We start from the raw sequence: 14,525 nt of genomic DNA on the forward strand, positions 1-14,525 counted from the left end.
GGAGAAATGTTTTTGAGAAGCAGGGCAAACAAAGTGTTTTTTGCAGTGTTTAATTAAAATAAGCTATAAAAATTCAAAAATCCCGAAACAGCTTTTTTCTGTTTCGGGATTTTTTACCTATGGAAGCTGTGGCTATTGATTGCTAGGATCTTTCTCGAGATAGTTTGCTAAGGTAAGCCAGTCTTTGCGGATCACGTCAGCTAATGTTCGATTGTAAAAAATAGCTGCAGGATGGAAAAGCGGGAGGATCTGGTAGCTTTTATCACTCCACTCGTAAGCATCTTTTTGTTGATTCAGTTTTAAAATAGGCCCAGTATAAAGCTGACCATGATTTTTAGAGATCGTATAAGCAGAACCTAATAACCGTTGCAAACCGATATTGCCTAATGTAGCAATCAAATGGGGCTCGACATGTTCGATTTCATAATCTAGGATCGGCGCATGAGCGAATACTTCCGCTTTCGTTGGTGTCCGATTCGGATAAACAGTTTCTGCTTGCTGAGTTCGTTTATTGAGTCGTTGGACTGTCCGATAAGGTCGACTTCTGACTGCACTAGTAATATAAACATCTTCTCTTGTCAAACCAGCTAGAGCAAGAGTTTGCATTAGTTCTTTGCCTGCTTGTCCGCTAAAAGGAATATGATTATCGATTTCTGTTTTGCCAGGAGCTTCACCTACCAGCATGAGTTTTGGGTGGAGTGGGCCTTGACCAGCAACGAAACCTTCTACCGCACGACCTTGCATACGAATCGTTGCTTCTTGAACCAATTCATCAGGATAGATCATTCGTTTACCTCCTTCGTCTTCACTAACATTATAATGAGCAAAAGTGAAAATTGCGATTGATTGACTTAAGAAAAGTTCTAGAATCTAGAGTTGACGAATGAGCTAGTTTCTGGTAATCTAGTACTGTTGTAATTGTGGACTCCACAGCTACAACCGCACAGAACGAGTTTGTAAGTACAGGTAACTGTCACTCTGGATGGCGAGTCTAAGTCTATTATAAGGAGGTGCTTTATAGCATGTACGCAATTATTAAAACTGGTGGTAAACAAGTAAAAGTTGAAGTTGGACAAGCAATCTACGTTGAAAAACTTGACGTTGAAGCAGGTGAAAAAGTTGTTTTTGACGAAGTTATCTTAGTAGGTGGCGAAACTACAAAAGTAGGCGCTCCAATTATTTCTGGTGCAACTGTTGAAGGTACTGTTGAAAAACACGGCAAACAAAAGAAAGTCGTTACTTTCAAATACAAACCTAAAAAACATTCACACCGTAAACAAGGTCACCGTCAACCATACACAAAAGTGGTTATCGACGCGATCAACGCTTAATTAGCGCTTGAGAAAGAAGGCCTGAATAATGATCAAAGGAACATTTAAACGTAATGACGCTGGTCAAATCGTTTCATTTACTTTGACAGGGCATGCTGATGCTGGTCCTTATGGGAGTGATATCGTCTGTGCAGGAGTTTCTGCATTAGCGATCAGTACTGTCAATGGGATTGCCTCATTAGCTGGTTTTGAACCAATTGTCGAAATGAATGAAGAAGAGGGCGGTTATTTATATACCGAAGTCACTTCAGGATTGACACAAGAGCAAAACAATATTGCCGAGATTCTATTAGAAAATCTCTTGTTGGGATTACAATCGATAGAAGCTGAAAATTCAGAATATATCCAAATTAAAACAATTAATGATAAATAGGAGGTGCAGACCATGTTGTTATCAATGAATCTACAATTCTTTGCCCACAAAAAAGGTGGCGGTTCTACATCTAACGGACGCGACTCAGAATCAAAACGTCTAGGTGCTAAACGCGCTGACGGACAAACAGTTACAGGTGGATCAATTCTTTACCGTCAACGCGGTACAAAAATTTATCCAGGTGTGAACGTGGGTATTGGTGGAGACGACACTTTATTTGCTAAAGTTGACGGAGTAGTACGTTTCGAACGTAAAGGCCGCGACAAAAAACAAGTGTCTGTTTATCCAGTAGCTCAAGAAGCTTAATAAACAAACTGCTCTATCTCTTGTGTAGCAAGGGGTGGAGCTTTTTTGTTAATTAAGAGAATTTTTTTGACCATACTTTTGACCATACTTTCTTAGAAGTTAATATAATTTGTTAGTTTTTGTGTTGTTTCTTCTTTTTTACTATTAGTAATGTGTGTATATGTGTCCATAGTAGTTTTTATATTTGCGTGCCCCATTCTTTCTTGTACTTCTTTGTGATCTGCACCAGCCTCATATAGCATTGATGCATGAGTATGTCTAAAACCATGCAGACCGATATAGGGTAAGGCGGCACGCTCACGATATACATTGTATCTTTCTGTTACTGCCTGATTAATTGTGAAACTATTTTCGTCATTGGTAAACAAATAATTAGCTTTGGTAAATCCCAATTGAAACAAGTACTTTCTTTGTTCAAGCTTCCAAAATTTTAATTGTTTTATAGTTTTTTCATCTAAATAAATTATTCGATTTGATTTTTTTGTTTTAGGAGTTTCAGATATATAATATTTGTCTGATCGGGCTACAGTTTTTTTAATGGTCATTTCATGTGTTTTAAAATTAATATTGTCCCAAGTAAGTGCTAATATTTCACCGATTCTACATCCGCTGAATGCTAATAGTCTAAAGAGCGTATAGTCTCTGTTTTTAAAATATGGATTCTGTTCTTTAGATACTTCACTTAGAAATAATTCCAACTGTTCTTTTGTATATAATTTTAATTTCTTTTCTGTTTTAATTTGTGGTTTTGGAATAATTAAATTTAATGTTGGGTTATCAGATGTTAAACCAATATTTATAGCATATTTAAAAACTTTGTTCATATAGTTAACGAAAAGAGAGTACTGTTTTGAAGTGCCTTTTTCACTCCAATCATTTACTATTTTTTGACAATATGCTGTATTAATTTTAGAAAGTTTAATATTTCCAAATTTTGGATATATGTGTTTGTTAAAGATGATTTTAGTCCTTGAATATGAACTTTCTTTCACGGTTTTTTTATAGTTTTCTAGCCATAATTCTGCTGCTTTTTTGAAAGTAGTATTTGTACTTATTGGCATTCCTGCTTTTTGTCGTTCTAATTCCAATCTAGAAAGTGCGATTTTCGCTTCTTTTTGTGTTTTGAATCCTCTTTTAGTTGTATATCTCTTCTTTCCAGTTAATGGATCGATACCAAGATATGTCTTGAAGTACCAGGCTTTTTCACCATTTTTCTTTTGGTATTGTTTAATCATTGCCATAAAATTCAACTCCTATTCTAATTCTATTTCTAAAATACTATTATCAAATGATTCTAAAATTTCATTTGTTTCGATGAAATCAATCCATTCTTGGTATCCGTTGTATTTTGGGATTCCTAAATGAGATTTAAGTTTTTGATAGGTATTCATTACAATTTTTTTCCACTCTTCTTCACCAATGCGAATGATTTTATCATCGTCCCATTTTTTTGTTTTTCCAGTTCGTTTACTATTTTTTGATATTTGATAGTCTTTCCATTTTGTTAAAAAGATATGTTTTGAATTAGAGTTATTTTCTAACCACTCGCTGAATTCTTGATATTGCATATTTTTCTCCTTTCGAATGTATGTTCTTGTTGGTTGTAAAAGAAAAGCCCGAAGGCTAGTCTTAAATTTTTATAATTTATCTAATTATGGTCGAGCATATTGATTTCCTCGTGAGGCACGGCTATAACCAGCTTTATCAGCATCTATTTGAGACATGTATTGATAGTTATTTGGATTTGTAACACGAGAGTAATATTTTCCACTATCTGAGCGAACAAAAACCATGCCGTTTGCAGCGATAAACCATTGTCCGGCAACAGCGTATGAATTATTTTGTTGTTGAGCTTGAGCAGTAGCTTGTCTAGCTTGCTCTTGAGCAACTTCTTGTTGTTTTTGTTGTTCAACTACTCTAGCAGTTTCAGCTTGTGCGGCTTCATTTGCTTTGATTGTTGAATCAACACTAGCTAACCGATTTGATAATGATTGATTTCCACCTGGTATTGCCTGAATAGCAGAAAGAGCTGAATTATAGTTATCTCTAGTAGGATTGGATTCAGCTTGAGCAAGAATAGTTTCAGCAGATGAAGTTTTTTGAGCTATTTCAGCTTGTTTTTGTTCTTCAGCTTTACGTTTGTCTTCTTGTTGCTTTTTCTCAGCTTCTTCCTTAGCTTTTTGCTCCTTAACCTTTTTCTCAGCTTCCTCCCTAGCTTTTTGCTCTTCAGCCTTTTTCTTAGCTTCTAGTTGAGCTTGTTTTTTCTTTTTAGCTATTTCTTTAACTTTTTGTTCTTCTTTTTCTCTACTTTCAGAAGAGGTATCTTCAGTGGTAGAACTAGTCGTTGTTGATTGGATAGTGCTATGTGTTGTAGCTTGTTCTGTGTCTGGTGGGGAGATAGTAACTCCACAAACCATAGCTGCAAATGCAGATATTATTCCAACAATAACTTTCTTTCTAGATATTTTTTTCTTTGAGAAAAAGGAATAAATAAAAATCCCTATACCCAAAAACCATCCTATTAATCCAACCGCGAATAAAAAATCTCCCATAAATTCCTCCTTGTTCTTCTGAGTTTATTTTTATATAATTTTACTGTAAAGGTTCTCAGAAATGAGGAAAGGGTCCATGCGAAAGCATGGGCTTTTTTGATGTTTTAATAATATCCAGTTCTATCTCTTTAGCATGTAAACAATAGATTGAATAATTACCAAAAATAAAAATATGATTTTTATAGAGATGGATTGCACCGTATTTAGCATGATAATGAGCGAGAACTTCTTCAAAAAATTGTTCTGTTATTCCTAAAAATTCTGCGCATTCAAATTTAGTATGGCAACGAAAGTAAGAACAATCAATTAATTGATCAAGTGTGACGAGGCGCTCGACAGAATCTCTTCTTGCCTTCCATTCCTGTTTTCTATTGTTCGGTTTTGTATAATCAATAATGTTTCCTATACTAGTTCTGTGATGTGAATATTCTTCTGATAAGAGAACCCTTTTTTCAACAGTATTCAAATATTTGTCTAAAAAGATAGTTTTATTTCTATAACTTCCTTTTAATCCGGTATTTATTTTTAGTTCTGTTTCAATTACAGGAATCTCGTTAACTACCTCATCTAAAAGAATTTCGTATTCATTCATATCAACTAAACTCTCCTACTTATTATGTTTTTTATCATAATCAGCTTTTACTTGATCTAAAAACACTTCAATTTCAGATATTTCTTTATCAGTATACGTTTTATCAGGATCATCAGAATGAGCAGCAAAAGTATATATTTCATCGCTATCTTTTTTATTATTTTCGATAGGAATAACTGATTTTTTATCATCTTTAGCTTGTTCTTGTTTTTGCTCTTCTAGTTCCTTATTAGCAAAGTTATAAACTTTTTCCTGACGTGGAGGAGATAGTTGGTTATATATTTTTTCTATAGAATTATTCTCAACAACCGATGTTTGGGGGAATAAGTCGTTTATAGAGATTTCTAATACTTTCGCAAGTTCGAATAGCATATCTTGTTGAGGTGAGCGATAACCAGTTTCATAATTAGAAATAGTGGCTTTTTTAGTACCTAATTTTTTTGCTAATTCTTCTTGAGTTAGTTTCTTTTCATTTCTATAAAACTTGATTTTTCCACCAATATATTTTGATAAATTTTCAACTTCCATTTTTTCACCACCTTTTTCTATCTCTATATTATCCCAAATATTTTTTGTAATCAACAAAAAAATACACGTAAAGCAAACTTTTTATTGACTTGTGTATGCTTTTCGTGTACTATCGGTTTATAAATAAGAACAGGAGGTGAAAATATGCAATGGAATTTGTATAGAATAAGAAAAGAGAAAGGTGAAACACAAAAAGAATTAGCAACGTTAATTGGCGTTAGTGAAGAAAGTTACCGTTTAAAAGAAAAAGGAAATAATCAATTTAAAAGTGATGAGATGTTCATAATTGCTAAACACTACGGTAAAACCATTGAAGAAATTTTTTTACCAACTGAGTACACGAAAAGCAAACAACCAGCGTAGGAGGTGAGAAAGAATGGAAGAGAGCAAAATTTGGTTTGATAAAGCATCAAACCAAATAGTTATGGAATCAGATATCGGGATTTTAACTATTACTAGATATGGCTTTAGATATGAAGTTAAGGGTGAAAACAACCAGCGTGAGGTGAGAGTATGGAAAAACAGATAAATAAAAAAGAACATTATTTAACAAAATTTAAGCGTAATAACGACATTGATAAATTTGGTTTTTCAAAAGAAGTTGAAGAATCAGGAGAAGCAATTTTAGCTGAATTAAAAAATAGAGACTTAACATACGATGATGCGTATGCAAGTCTCCAATGGGCTTATAACAAGCTTCAATATGAATCCAACTTTATTAAAATTCGATAAAGCAAGAATCATCATCAACTTTGATTTCTAGAATTTCAAAATTATCATCATTAATTAACATTGATTTTAATTTTAAATTGGTTTCAAGAAAATGAACATTTCTAACCGTTCTAGTTAAAGGTTCAATATATTGAGATTTTTTGATGTTTTTAGAAACAAAATTAACAATTTCTTCTAACAATAATTCAGGATGAGAAAAAGCTTTTTTTGTACTAAAATAGACAGTTTCTTTATTCTTTTTCCAAAGACTAAACATTTCTTTTGGTAAACAATTATCAATTCGTTTTTCTTGGATATCATAATCAGAATCAAAGTTTTTTAAAATAATACTCGTTTTTGACTCAGTTAGAGGTAAATATTCTGCAGTCAAAATTTTGTTTTTATAACTTACAACTAAATTGAATTGTTGTTTGTTAATGATGTCAAATTGAAGAGCATGAAGTAAATAGTAAACTGCTTGGACCTCATTTAAGTTCATTTTTTTCACCACCTTTCTTCATTGATATTTTATCAAGAGGTGGAAATCAAAACAATAATTGTAGGAGGTGTAATCTATGCAACTAAACATTCCAGATGAAGTAGTTCAAAACGAATTAGCAAGTAATATTACTTTTATTGTTTTGAAAGAAATCGAAAAGCGATCCAGCTTGTTGACTAAAACTGTTGAATTACCACCTTACCCGAATAAGTCTCAAGTAAAAGAAATATTGAGAATTGGTGATGACAAATTAAGCGGTTGGATTTCAAAAGGTTTAAAGATTCAACAATGGAGTGAACAAGATATTCGAATTGAACGAACTGAATTACAACGATTTTTAAAAGAAACTTTTGAAATTTAAATATTTAAACTTGTTCTACACTCACCACTTCCGAAAAGAGGAGTTGCGAGTTTTCTCCTTAAAAAATCAAGTTCGCACATACACGTTGGCATGAGCAACTCCTCTTTCCGGAGGTGGTGATGGTGAGAGACGAAGGAGGGAGCGAATGACCTTACAAGAGCATCAACACTTGATGCGAAAACTAAATCAGGAATACCACGAAGAAATGAAACCTAGATTGTTAGGGGAACAATGGCGTGAACGCCAGAAGAAGTGGCTAGAAATAAAAAGACCGACCAGCGAGGGCAATCGCTAATCGGCAACAAACAAATTATACCTAAGGAGATTTTATCATATGAACGAAAAAATTAAAACATTGGTTAAAGAATTGCAACAGGAATGCCGAAAAGAAGGAGTTGCCGCTATTTGTACTCTTCAAAGAAAAGGTCATGTTATCAACATGCTAGTCGGTGATGCAACAGATGTAGCTTTTTGTTTGGCAGTACAAGAGAAAGAACTTAATGAAAATCTACCATTGCCATCCAAAATTTTAAGAGCGGTCGGAAGTGCAACACTAGAAGGTGCGCCAAATAAACAAAATCATACCTTTGTTATTGACAACGAGGAGGATCTCGCTGACGTGATGACTCGGATTCTCAAGGGGGAATTCGAATGATTAAAATCAATACGCTTTGGATTACACTATTTGTCTTTATGCTTGTAGTAATCTCAAACGCTAATTTATTTGTAGGCTGTTTATTTGCAGGAATGATTACTTTGTTAAGTTTATTAGAAGATTTTACAAAGAAATCAGGTGCTAAGCATGAATGAATTTGATTCATTAGGTGCTAGACAATTACCAAAAGAAAAAAAGGCAATTGCTACTGATTGGCAAGGAAACCCATTGTATTTAGGAGATTCTGTCTATTCAATTGAAGGTGAATATGTTCGAGAAGACGATTTACAAAATTTTATTGAACAAAATATTGGGGAGCCGATGGATCTATGACAGAAGATATTAAAATGACATTTAACGAGAAAGTGATTTCTATTCAAAACAAATTAAAAGCACCTAAGAGCCAATATAGCGAGTATGGGAACTACAATTATCGGAATTGTGAAGACATATTAAAGGCTGTTAAACCATTAAATCAAGAAATGAAATTACTTTTAACTTTAACAGATGAACCAGTTGTTATTGGTAATCGTTTCTATATCAAAGCGACAGCCGTCCTCACTGACGGAAAAGAGAAATTAGAAATAACTGCTTATGCGAGAGAAGCTGATTCACGTACGAAGATGGATGATAGTCAAGTAACGGGTTCAGCTTCATCCTATGCTCGGAAATATGCTCTTAATGGATTATACCTAATTGATGATGCAAAAGATGCCGATGCATTGCCACAGGAGAATAAAGAAATCGTGGATTTACATGAGGAATTCTTAAAAACATTTGATAAATATGTTGAAAAGATTGCAAATGTCACTGGATCTAAAAAAGAAGTGATTGCGGCAAATTCTCTTGGAAAACATGGGTTTGAAAGTTTAGAACAAGTGACAAACGAATTTTATTCAGAGTTGATTGGTTATTTGAAAGTTTCAGCAGAAAAAGCAGAACAAAAGTTTTCTAAAGAATTATCTAATAGGGCGAAAAAAGATAGTAAGCCATCTTGGGAGGATTTATAAATGGAAAATGAATTATCAACCGAGGTCATTTTCGATGTCAATTATCAACCGAGCGTTATTGAAATTGTAAATGAAGATCAATTGGCAACCTTAATTAATGCAACTGTGCAACGTTTTGAAGGTTTGATTTTTAAAGAAGATGATATTGCAGATGCAAAGAAGGCAAGAACTGAGCTAAACCGTATTTTTGATTTGATTGATTCCAAACGAAAAGAAGTAAAAAAACAGTTTAGTGAACCACTTGTTGCTTTTGAAAGTCAAATTAAGGGATACAGCGATGAAATAAAACGGATGTCAAAAAATATCAATGATCAAATCAGGGAATTCGAAGCTAAAAAGAAAGAAGAATATAAGACAATCGTTTTAGCATATCTTGAGAAACAAGCTCAAAAGCATGGAGTTGATACCAATCAAATTACTTTAAGAAGTAATTGGTTGAACTCTACGAGTTTTACAGCCAAAAACAAATTAACGAAAAAAATTGAAGAAGAAATTATTGCCGAATGTATTGCAGTAAAACAGCAAAAAGAGAATATCGAACAGCAAAAAATTCTAGTCGAAAGTTATGTGAAAGCATATGGTCTTGATCCTTTTTCATGGATTTCATTAGTTGACGAGGGATTAACAGCAGCTCAAATATTTCCAAAAATTGATCAAGCTGTTAAAGAACTAAGAGAAAAAGAAGCGCAAGAACTAGAAATAACGGAACAGGAAATCAAACAGACAGTAAATGAAGAAACGAATGTTGAAAGTTTACAAGAGCTTTTAACTGAGGAACAGACTTTTTCCTTTACCTTGCATATTACAGGAACAGCCAAACAATTATCAATTATTAAAAATACGATTGAAAAATTGAATGTAGAGTATAAGGTCGAAACAGAAGAATGAGATTTTTAGCCAAAGTATTTGAAGTAAAAAATAATTGGTTTCGGATACAATCAACAAAGCTGATTAATCGGGAATTCTTAGATTTATTGGCAGATGGTCAAGAGCTATATGTTGAAGTGAAAGTGCATGATAACCGAGGGATTACCTCAAAACAAAATGCACTTTCGCATTCCCTTATTCGAGACATTGCAAGGTATAGCTATGATAGTCCAGAGAGAATTGAGCTATTGATGAAGTATTACTACAAGGGGAAAACTGGAGAAACATTTTCTCATCGCTTGGCTACACGAACAGAAGCGAATGAATGGATTCATTTCTTAATTGATTTTGTATTAGAAGCGAATGTGGAACTTCCTGGTGACTATATTTATTTACTCGAAGATAATTATTGGTTTTATTCCTGTTTGAAACATAGGAAATGTTGTATTTGTGGACAATATGCTGATATCGCACATTTTCAGGCAGTAGGTGCAGGTAAGAATCGAAAACATACAGATCATCGCTTATTACTTTTAATGGCGTTGTGTCGTGAACATCACCAATTACAACACCAACAAGGAGTTCATTATTTTGTGAAAAAGTATCGAGTTATTCCTGTTCGTTTGGAAGAAACGGATATTTTAAAACTAAAGTTGACCACAAAACGAGTTTTAGACGAGTTCAAACAAAATGAAATCATTGAAGGATATTTTCAAATGGAAGTCGGTGAGAGTTAAAGATGGAAAATGAGGTCAACAAAAGTTATTTTGCAGTAATCCCAGCGAATGTCCGTTATGATCGGAATCTGACTGCAAATGCCAAACTTTTATACGGTGAAATTACAGCATTAAGTAATGAAAAAGGATATTGCTGGGCGAGCGATAAATATTTTGCAGATTTATATCAGGTTACTAAAACAACTATTCAAAATTGGTTGAAATCATTATTAGACCATGGCTATATTTCGAAAGAAATTATTTATAGAGAAGGTACTAAAGAAATTTTGTATAGGTATATAAAAATAATTCCATACCCTACCCAAGAAAATTTGAGACCCTACCCAAAAGATTTTGAGAAGCCTACCCAAAAAAAATTGAGAGATAATAATACATTTAATAATACATTTAATAATACAAATAATATGCATGCAGAGCGCACGCGGATTTCTGAACTTTACCAACAAAAAATTAAACCAATGGATACACCTCAAAACATCGATCGAGTACAGAGCTTTTTAGAAGACGGTGTCGCCCTTGAGGTCATTCTATACGCCATTGAGATTTCAGCAAGAGACGGCGGACATACGGCTGGGTATGTGGTTAAAAAGCTGAATGATTGGCAGAGACGTGGTGTCAAAACGGTAGAGGATGCGAAGCTAGCAGATAAAGCGTGGAAGGCTGAAAATTCTCCTAAATCGTTCAAAAAGAGTCCTGTTAGGAAAGAGCCTATCCCCAAATGGCTGGCAGACTATGAAGAACAAGAAAGGCTCAGAAAAGAAAGAGAAGCGCATCAATATGACGATGTCCCTTTCTAAACGTGAGGTGATATTTTGAAAGAATATAACTATCTCAAACTGGTAAAAAAACTGGGAGAATGTAAACAAGGTGATGAACGTCAATGTTTGCAAGCAGTTTATAGCCAGCTAAAAGATTTAACCGAAGACCAAATCAAAAATGATCGTTCAAGCTGGAGTAAGTTGCGTGTTTATTATGCGCTATACGTAGACCGAACAAAGCTGGAACATATTTTGGTAAAGGAAAAAAAGAAAAAGGAAGAGCTTCATGTACGAAATATGAAATGTTCTCTTTTGTCATTCGAAGAGTGTTATCAAGGATTACAGAAATATTTAGAAGATCAACCAAAAGGAGTAGTCGTGTAGGTGGGACAGCCAAAGCAAACAGGTGGGACACCTAAGAAAAGACCGAGATTTTCTCTTGATGATGATACTCTAGCACAGCTTGCTTGGTTATATGAACAAGATACCAAGAATACAAGTCATCGAATCTATCCATCGGATACGTTGAAGAAAATCATTAACGAAGCGTACACAGTACGCAGAGCATTTAGAAATTAGCTATTGGAGGTTTAAGCGTGGCATACGTTGTAAAAGCAATGTGTTATGTCGATTCAGAAGGATATGGAGTTCCTAACTTAAAAGGAGCTAAACGTTATGAATCAAAGGAAATGGCAGAATTAGCTGCTTATGTGAGTAATGGCGAAGTAGTGGAAGTAAAAGATTATTCTCAAAAAACTAATAAAATCAATCCGCCTAAAAGGAAAAATTTGAGAAAAGAAAAACAATCTAAGTCTAATCAGGCATGGTTGAAACAAGAGGTGAGTAATCATGAGCAGAAAAAAGAAATTCATTCCAGAAGTTAACCAAGAGGTTGAATGCTTTTGTTGCGATTCAAAGCGTGAGACACCATGGCTATATCCGTTCGAAGGATATGTAAAGACAGTCTACGAAAAATCAGCCTTAGTAACAATCGGAAGTACTCATCCAAAAGATGATCACTTAGTAGTGGAGCGTGGTGGAAGAACGATTGTTCCATTTACAGAAATGAGGGCTGTGGAATGCTAGATATGAAAATTGAAAACTATCGAATCACTGAGACGAGTGATTGCAGAAATATTGTTTTATCACGAGTGATTCTTGATGAAAAAGGGAATATTCAATATACCGTAAATAGCAAAGGTGAAAAAGTAGAAGGGGTTTCGTTTATTGGATACTATCAAACGTTGAGTATGTGTTTAAAAGCAATACAGCGTGACTACGTGATGAGAGAAGGTCACGTGATAAAAAGTATTATCGAGTACAAAAAAGCGCTTGAGCGTATCACTAACGAGTTTGAAAAAGCATGTGAAATTGAGGAGGAAGACAAATGAAAAAATTAATTGTATTTATCAGTTTATTAGGAATAGGCATCACATTAGGGGCTTGTAGAGAAAGTGATAAAGTTTCCTACAATGTAAGCCAAGAAGCAGATAATTTTAATGTGATTCGTCGAGTAGAAGTAATCAATACTCGAACGGACAAAGTGGAGTTTGAAGCGATCGGTCGAATATCTGTGGATACGGAAGATAAAAATAAACTCGTTATTCTAGTTGAAACAGGAAAGAATGAGTACAAAAAACATCTTGTAAACATGACTAGTTGGAACATGTATGTGGTTGAAGATTTAGAAGGCGCGAAGGTCAATGAATACAAATACGAAGTAAATTACATGCCAGAAAGTATTGTGCCGTTTACGGTGACTGAGAAGAAGTAGGAGGACAGCGAATGATACCGAAGTTTCGAGCGTGGGATAAACGACAGAATGTAATGAGAGATGTAGCAGTCTTACATTTTACTAAAAGTGGAAAGGTCAACTCTATTGAATATTGGAAAACTCCTTCTGAATTGAAATCGTATTATGTGAGAAATATTGAATTAATGCAGTCCACAGGACTGAAAGATAAGAATGGCGTAGAAATATTTGAGGGGGATATAGTACTTGCGGATGGTGTTAAAAAAATAGTGACATTTGGAGAACAAGAGCATGAAGAAGATTTTGGTGATTTGATTTACTATATCGGATTCAATGTTTATACAAAAATGGGGTATTCATCAGTTATTCCTGTGGAATACGAAGTTATCGGGAATATTTGGGAAAATAGCGAGTTATTGGAGGAACAGCGATGAACATACAAGAAGGAATCAAAGAATTAGAAAGCATTAAAATGAAAAGTGAAGACATGAGAGCGGATTGTTTCAATAACGGTTTAAATGCTGGTATTACGGTAATGAAAAATAAGACATCACCTGTGTGGGCGATTAATCCATAATGTGATGATTGGTTTACTGAAGATGAATATATTGGATTAGACTTGGAGGAAAAAGAATGATTTATTCTATTATCTTTATTGTACTTTTTGTTTATATGCTAGTAATCATCCAAGAGGGGAACAAGAAATAATAGGAAAGACGAACAATAAATTCTGGCCAATTTTTATTAAATAGTCAAAATCGAACGAAATGTTGTTGTGGAAAAACAATTGTATGGAAAAATAGAAAATAAAAAAGCCGGATTCCTCCGACTTTGGTTAATAATTCTGACACAATTATTATATCATAATTGGAGGAATCAATGGATGGTACTTTTCGATGTAAAGAAGTATGAGACACCAGAGGCAAAAGATGTGGATATGGAACGCACGAAACACAATGTCGCTGTATTCCTTTCCGCATATCTGTCAGCTAGATGTAGGGTAGGTCAACCTCGTGAACCTAAGGTAACAGCATCTTACTCCTTGGTTCCACCTTCTACAGCAAATAATACATTTGAAGCAGAACGAATGATGATTGAGAAAGAGGAAGCACAAGAGGAATTTGAGTACTTGCACAAATTATTTATTCGTGGCTATTCAGCAATTCAGCATCCACATAAACCTGATATAACAGAAAGACGGAAAAAGATATTCTACGATCGCTATATCAACGGTATGTCAATTTATGTAACTGCCCAAAGAAATAATACGAGCGAGGAATCTGTTAAAGCAGAATCAAACAAAATCATCATTCAATTTGCTTCTTCCTTAGAACTGGTTGCTTTTAAGTAGCCAGTTTTTACACTTTTTATACCCATTTACTACCCAAAAGCTTTCCTTTTTATACCTTTTTTATACCAATCAACTACCTAGAAAATGATTTATTATGATAGTGTCGAAAGATTAGGAAACAGGACTTCGACAAAAATAATT

The 14,525-nt window shown here is 34.1% G+C and carries 31 protein-coding genes and 1 other annotated feature; of the genes, 24 read left to right on the plus strand and 7 right to left on the minus strand.

Features of this window, described 5'->3' with window-relative positions:
- Positions 1 to 132: 132 nt before the first annotated feature.
- Positions 133 to 786, minus strand: coding sequence for a uracil-DNA glycosylase (locus tag IGJ23_RS03355; protein ID WP_010719809.1), 654 nt, complete (start codon positions 784 to 786; stop codon positions 133 to 135).
- A gap of 141 nt (positions 787 to 927) precedes the next feature.
- Positions 928 to 1,003 (plus strand) — a sequence feature (ribosomal protein L21 leader region).
- Positions 1,004 to 1,022: 19 nt separating this feature from the next.
- Here IGJ23_RS03355 and rplU point away from each other — a divergent pair.
- The 3 genes from rplU to rpmA are packed head-to-tail and all read left to right on the plus strand — an operon-like array spanning position 1,023 to position 2,010.
- A complete protein-coding gene (rplU, locus tag IGJ23_RS03360) occupies positions 1,023 to 1,331 on the plus strand; it encodes a 50S ribosomal protein L21 (protein ID WP_010719808.1) in 309 nt (102 codons plus the stop codon).
- Positions 1,332 to 1,359: 28 nt separating this feature from the next.
- Complete coding sequence (locus IGJ23_RS03365; RefSeq protein ID WP_010719807.1) at positions 1,360 to 1,704, plus strand: ribosomal-processing cysteine protease Prp; 345 nt, start codon at positions 1,360 to 1,362, stop codon at positions 1,702 to 1,704.
- A gap of 12 nt (positions 1,705 to 1,716) precedes the next feature.
- Positions 1,717 to 2,010 (plus strand): 50S ribosomal protein L27, encoded by a 294-nt coding sequence (rpmA, locus tag IGJ23_RS03370; RefSeq protein ID WP_010719806.1) that lies wholly within the window; start codon positions 1,717 to 1,719, stop codon positions 2,008 to 2,010.
- Between the two features lie 92 nt (positions 2,011 to 2,102).
- Here the strand turns inward: rpmA and IGJ23_RS03375 are convergent, their stop codons facing one another.
- The 5 genes from IGJ23_RS03375 to IGJ23_RS03395 form a co-directional block, all read right to left on the minus strand.
- The gene (locus IGJ23_RS03375) at positions 2,103 to 3,251 is read right to left on the minus strand and encodes a site-specific integrase (protein WP_034866000.1); all 1,149 of its coding nucleotides are present in this window, start codon (positions 3,249 to 3,251) and stop codon (positions 2,103 to 2,105) included.
- Between the two features lie 12 nt (positions 3,252 to 3,263).
- A complete protein-coding gene (locus IGJ23_RS03380) occupies positions 3,264 to 3,578 on the minus strand; it encodes a hypothetical protein (protein WP_113843210.1) in 315 nt (104 codons plus the stop codon).
- A gap of 84 nt (positions 3,579 to 3,662) precedes the next feature.
- A complete protein-coding gene (locus IGJ23_RS03385) occupies positions 3,663 to 4,562 on the minus strand; it encodes a hypothetical protein (protein WP_034866006.1) in 900 nt (299 codons plus the stop codon).
- A 55-nt stretch (positions 4,563 to 4,617) separates the two neighbouring features.
- A complete protein-coding gene (locus IGJ23_RS03390) occupies positions 4,618 to 5,154 on the minus strand; it encodes a hypothetical protein (RefSeq protein ID WP_053765820.1) in 537 nt (178 codons plus the stop codon).
- Positions 5,155 to 5,169: 15 nt separating this feature from the next.
- A complete protein-coding gene (locus IGJ23_RS03395) occupies positions 5,170 to 5,682 on the minus strand; it encodes a helix-turn-helix domain-containing protein (RefSeq protein WP_052096302.1) in 513 nt (170 codons plus the stop codon).
- Between the two features lie 144 nt (positions 5,683 to 5,826).
- On the opposite strand from IGJ23_RS03395, the gene IGJ23_RS03400 reads away from it, so the two are divergent.
- Genes IGJ23_RS03400 through IGJ23_RS03410 form a run of 3 tightly spaced genes read left to right on the plus strand, consistent with a single transcriptional unit; the run spans position 5,827 to position 6,414 of the window.
- Complete coding sequence (locus IGJ23_RS03400; protein WP_034866010.1) at positions 5,827 to 6,045, plus strand: helix-turn-helix transcriptional regulator; 219 nt, start codon at positions 5,827 to 5,829, stop codon at positions 6,043 to 6,045.
- A gap of 13 nt (positions 6,046 to 6,058) precedes the next feature.
- On the plus strand, positions 6,059 to 6,211 hold the full coding sequence (locus IGJ23_RS03405; protein WP_181934908.1) for a hypothetical protein: 153 nt from the start codon (positions 6,059 to 6,061) through the stop codon (positions 6,209 to 6,211).
- Positions 6,196 to 6,414, plus strand: a complete 219-nt coding sequence (locus tag IGJ23_RS03410) for a hypothetical protein (RefSeq protein ID WP_181934909.1) — start codon at positions 6,196 to 6,198, stop codon at positions 6,412 to 6,414. Before IGJ23_RS03405 ends, IGJ23_RS03410 begins: the two co-directional genes overlap by 16 nt.
- On the opposite strand, the gene IGJ23_RS03415 is transcribed toward IGJ23_RS03410, so the two are convergent.
- Positions 6,401 to 6,892: a hypothetical protein gene (locus tag IGJ23_RS03415; RefSeq protein ID WP_438774625.1), complete on the minus strand. Its 492-nt coding sequence runs from the start codon at positions 6,890 to 6,892 to the stop codon at positions 6,401 to 6,403. The genes IGJ23_RS03410 and IGJ23_RS03415 overlap by 14 nt on opposite strands.
- A gap of 76 nt (positions 6,893 to 6,968) precedes the next feature.
- Between IGJ23_RS03415 and IGJ23_RS03420 the strand changes: the two genes are divergently transcribed.
- From IGJ23_RS03420 to IGJ23_RS03505, 18 genes are all read left to right on the plus strand, one after another.
- Entirely contained in the window at positions 6,969 to 7,253 is a 285-nt protein-coding gene (locus IGJ23_RS03420; protein ID WP_034866014.1) for a hypothetical protein, read from the plus strand.
- Positions 7,254 to 7,398: 145 nt separating this feature from the next.
- A complete protein-coding gene (locus IGJ23_RS03425) occupies positions 7,399 to 7,548 on the plus strand; it encodes a hypothetical protein (protein ID WP_317751305.1) in 150 nt (49 codons plus the stop codon).
- A 39-nt stretch (positions 7,549 to 7,587) separates the two neighbouring features.
- Positions 7,588 to 7,908, plus strand: coding sequence for a hypothetical protein (locus IGJ23_RS03430; RefSeq protein ID WP_113792637.1), 321 nt, complete (start codon positions 7,588 to 7,590; stop codon positions 7,906 to 7,908).
- Positions 7,905 to 8,063, plus strand: coding sequence for a hypothetical protein (locus IGJ23_RS03435; RefSeq protein ID WP_317751306.1), 159 nt, complete (start codon positions 7,905 to 7,907; stop codon positions 8,061 to 8,063). Before IGJ23_RS03430 ends, IGJ23_RS03435 begins: the two co-directional genes overlap by 4 nt.
- Positions 8,056 to 8,241, plus strand: coding sequence for a hypothetical protein (locus IGJ23_RS03440; protein ID WP_317751307.1), 186 nt, complete (start codon positions 8,056 to 8,058; stop codon positions 8,239 to 8,241). The genes IGJ23_RS03435 and IGJ23_RS03440 overlap by 8 nt, the downstream gene beginning before the upstream one ends.
- Complete coding sequence (locus IGJ23_RS03445; protein WP_053765582.1) at positions 8,238 to 8,918, plus strand: ERF family protein; 681 nt, start codon at positions 8,238 to 8,240, stop codon at positions 8,916 to 8,918. The genes IGJ23_RS03440 and IGJ23_RS03445 overlap by 4 nt, the downstream gene beginning before the upstream one ends.
- Complete coding sequence (locus IGJ23_RS03450) at positions 8,919 to 9,806, plus strand: DUF1351 domain-containing protein (RefSeq protein ID WP_438774626.1); 888 nt, start codon at positions 8,919 to 8,921, stop codon at positions 9,804 to 9,806.
- Positions 9,803 to 10,522, plus strand: coding sequence for a putative HNHc nuclease (locus IGJ23_RS03455; RefSeq protein WP_204640197.1), 720 nt, complete (start codon positions 9,803 to 9,805; stop codon positions 10,520 to 10,522). The genes IGJ23_RS03450 and IGJ23_RS03455 overlap by 4 nt, the downstream gene beginning before the upstream one ends.
- A 2-nt stretch (positions 10,523 to 10,524) precedes the next feature.
- Positions 10,525 to 11,319 (plus strand): helix-turn-helix domain-containing protein, encoded by a 795-nt coding sequence (locus IGJ23_RS03460; RefSeq protein WP_438774627.1) that lies wholly within the window; start codon positions 10,525 to 10,527, stop codon positions 11,317 to 11,319.
- 15 nt (positions 11,320 to 11,334) lie between these two features.
- Positions 11,335 to 11,664: a hypothetical protein gene (locus IGJ23_RS03465; protein ID WP_181934965.1), complete on the plus strand. Its 330-nt coding sequence runs from the start codon at positions 11,335 to 11,337 to the stop codon at positions 11,662 to 11,664.
- A complete protein-coding gene (locus IGJ23_RS03470) occupies positions 11,665 to 11,859 on the plus strand; it encodes a hypothetical protein (protein WP_053766647.1) in 195 nt (64 codons plus the stop codon).
- Between the two features lie 17 nt (positions 11,860 to 11,876).
- On the plus strand, positions 11,877 to 12,164 hold the full coding sequence (locus IGJ23_RS03475; RefSeq protein WP_010719516.1) for a hypothetical protein: 288 nt from the start codon (positions 11,877 to 11,879) through the stop codon (positions 12,162 to 12,164).
- Complete coding sequence (locus IGJ23_RS03480) at positions 12,130 to 12,366, plus strand: hypothetical protein (protein WP_010719515.1); 237 nt, start codon at positions 12,130 to 12,132, stop codon at positions 12,364 to 12,366. The genes IGJ23_RS03475 and IGJ23_RS03480 overlap by 35 nt, the downstream gene beginning before the upstream one ends.
- Positions 12,360 to 12,671 (plus strand): hypothetical protein, encoded by a 312-nt coding sequence (locus IGJ23_RS03485; RefSeq protein WP_181934964.1) that lies wholly within the window; start codon positions 12,360 to 12,362, stop codon positions 12,669 to 12,671. The genes IGJ23_RS03480 and IGJ23_RS03485 overlap by 7 nt, the downstream gene beginning before the upstream one ends.
- On the plus strand, positions 12,668 to 13,054 hold the full coding sequence (locus tag IGJ23_RS03490) for a hypothetical protein (RefSeq protein WP_438774628.1): 387 nt from the start codon (positions 12,668 to 12,670) through the stop codon (positions 13,052 to 13,054). Before IGJ23_RS03485 ends, IGJ23_RS03490 begins: the two co-directional genes overlap by 4 nt.
- 11 nt (positions 13,055 to 13,065) lie before the next feature.
- On the plus strand, positions 13,066 to 13,467 hold the full coding sequence (locus IGJ23_RS03495) for a YopX family protein (RefSeq protein ID WP_181934963.1): 402 nt from the start codon (positions 13,066 to 13,068) through the stop codon (positions 13,465 to 13,467).
- Complete coding sequence (locus IGJ23_RS03500) at positions 13,464 to 13,610, plus strand: hypothetical protein (protein ID WP_226062951.1); 147 nt, start codon at positions 13,464 to 13,466, stop codon at positions 13,608 to 13,610. Before IGJ23_RS03495 ends, IGJ23_RS03500 begins: the two co-directional genes overlap by 4 nt.
- 306 nt (positions 13,611 to 13,916) lie before the next feature.
- Positions 13,917 to 14,384: an ArpU family phage packaging/lysis transcriptional regulator gene (locus IGJ23_RS03505; RefSeq protein ID WP_010720123.1), complete on the plus strand. Its 468-nt coding sequence runs from the start codon at positions 13,917 to 13,919 to the stop codon at positions 14,382 to 14,384.
- Positions 14,385 to 14,525: the final 141 nt, after the last annotated feature.

Source organism: Enterococcus sp. DIV1682a (assembly GCF_051711005.1).
Lineage (GTDB): Bacteria > Bacillota > Bacilli > Lactobacillales > Enterococcaceae > Enterococcus_B > Enterococcus_B hirae.

Excerpts from the sequence above, each read along its gene's own strand:
- IGJ23_RS03355 (WP_010719809.1), bottom strand. The coding sequence starts at position 786 with ATGATCTATCCTGATGAATTGGTTCAAGAAGCAACGATTCGTATGCAA.
- rplU (WP_010719808.1), top strand. The coding sequence starts at position 1,023 with ATGTACGCAATTATTAAAACTGGTGGTAAACAAGTAAAAGTTGAAGTT.
- IGJ23_RS03365 (WP_010719807.1), top strand. The coding sequence starts at position 1,360 with ATGATCAAAGGAACATTTAAACGTAATGACGCTGGTCAAATCGTTTCA.
- rpmA (WP_010719806.1), top strand. The coding sequence starts at position 1,717 with ATGTTGTTATCAATGAATCTACAATTCTTTGCCCACAAAAAAGGTGGC.
- IGJ23_RS03375 (WP_034866000.1), bottom strand. The coding sequence starts at position 3,251 with ATGGCAATGATTAAACAATACCAAAAGAAAAATGGTGAAAAAGCCTGG.
- IGJ23_RS03380 (WP_113843210.1), bottom strand. The coding sequence starts at position 3,578 with ATGCAATATCAAGAATTCAGCGAGTGGTTAGAAAATAACTCTAATTCA.
- IGJ23_RS03385 (WP_034866006.1), bottom strand. The coding sequence starts at position 4,562 with ATGGGAGATTTTTTATTCGCGGTTGGATTAATAGGATGGTTTTTGGGT.
- IGJ23_RS03390 (WP_053765820.1), bottom strand. The coding sequence starts at position 5,154 with ATGAATGAATACGAAATTCTTTTAGATGAGGTAGTTAACGAGATTCCT.
- IGJ23_RS03395 (WP_052096302.1), bottom strand. The coding sequence starts at position 5,682 with ATGGAAGTTGAAAATTTATCAAAATATATTGGTGGAAAAATCAAGTTT.
- IGJ23_RS03400 (WP_034866010.1), top strand. The coding sequence starts at position 5,827 with ATGCAATGGAATTTGTATAGAATAAGAAAAGAGAAAGGTGAAACACAA.
- IGJ23_RS03405 (WP_181934908.1), top strand. The coding sequence starts at position 6,059 with ATGGAAGAGAGCAAAATTTGGTTTGATAAAGCATCAAACCAAATAGTT.
- IGJ23_RS03410 (WP_181934909.1), top strand. The coding sequence starts at position 6,196 with ATGGAAAAACAGATAAATAAAAAAGAACATTATTTAACAAAATTTAAG.
- IGJ23_RS03415 (WP_438774625.1), bottom strand. The coding sequence starts at position 6,892 with ATGAACTTAAATGAGGTCCAAGCAGTTTACTATTTACTTCATGCTCTT.
- IGJ23_RS03420 (WP_034866014.1), top strand. The coding sequence starts at position 6,969 with ATGCAACTAAACATTCCAGATGAAGTAGTTCAAAACGAATTAGCAAGT.
- IGJ23_RS03425 (WP_317751305.1), top strand. The coding sequence starts at position 7,399 with ATGACCTTACAAGAGCATCAACACTTGATGCGAAAACTAAATCAGGAA.
- IGJ23_RS03430 (WP_113792637.1), top strand. The coding sequence starts at position 7,588 with ATGAACGAAAAAATTAAAACATTGGTTAAAGAATTGCAACAGGAATGC.
- IGJ23_RS03435 (WP_317751306.1), top strand. The coding sequence starts at position 7,905 with ATGATTAAAATCAATACGCTTTGGATTACACTATTTGTCTTTATGCTT.
- IGJ23_RS03440 (WP_317751307.1), top strand. The coding sequence starts at position 8,056 with ATGAATGAATTTGATTCATTAGGTGCTAGACAATTACCAAAAGAAAAA.
- IGJ23_RS03445 (WP_053765582.1), top strand. The coding sequence starts at position 8,238 with ATGACAGAAGATATTAAAATGACATTTAACGAGAAAGTGATTTCTATT.
- IGJ23_RS03450 (WP_438774626.1), top strand. The coding sequence starts at position 8,919 with ATGGAAAATGAATTATCAACCGAGGTCATTTTCGATGTCAATTATCAA.
- IGJ23_RS03455 (WP_204640197.1), top strand. The coding sequence starts at position 9,803 with ATGAGATTTTTAGCCAAAGTATTTGAAGTAAAAAATAATTGGTTTCGG.
- IGJ23_RS03460 (WP_438774627.1), top strand. The coding sequence starts at position 10,525 with ATGGAAAATGAGGTCAACAAAAGTTATTTTGCAGTAATCCCAGCGAAT.
- IGJ23_RS03480 (WP_010719515.1), top strand. The coding sequence starts at position 12,130 with ATGAGCAGAAAAAAGAAATTCATTCCAGAAGTTAACCAAGAGGTTGAA.
- IGJ23_RS03485 (WP_181934964.1), top strand. The coding sequence starts at position 12,360 with ATGCTAGATATGAAAATTGAAAACTATCGAATCACTGAGACGAGTGAT.
- IGJ23_RS03490 (WP_438774628.1), top strand. The coding sequence starts at position 12,668 with ATGAAAAAATTAATTGTATTTATCAGTTTATTAGGAATAGGCATCACA.
- IGJ23_RS03495 (WP_181934963.1), top strand. The coding sequence starts at position 13,066 with ATGATACCGAAGTTTCGAGCGTGGGATAAACGACAGAATGTAATGAGA.
- IGJ23_RS03500 (WP_226062951.1), top strand. The coding sequence starts at position 13,464 with ATGAACATACAAGAAGGAATCAAAGAATTAGAAAGCATTAAAATGAAA.
- IGJ23_RS03505 (WP_010720123.1), top strand. The coding sequence starts at position 13,917 with ATGGTACTTTTCGATGTAAAGAAGTATGAGACACCAGAGGCAAAAGAT.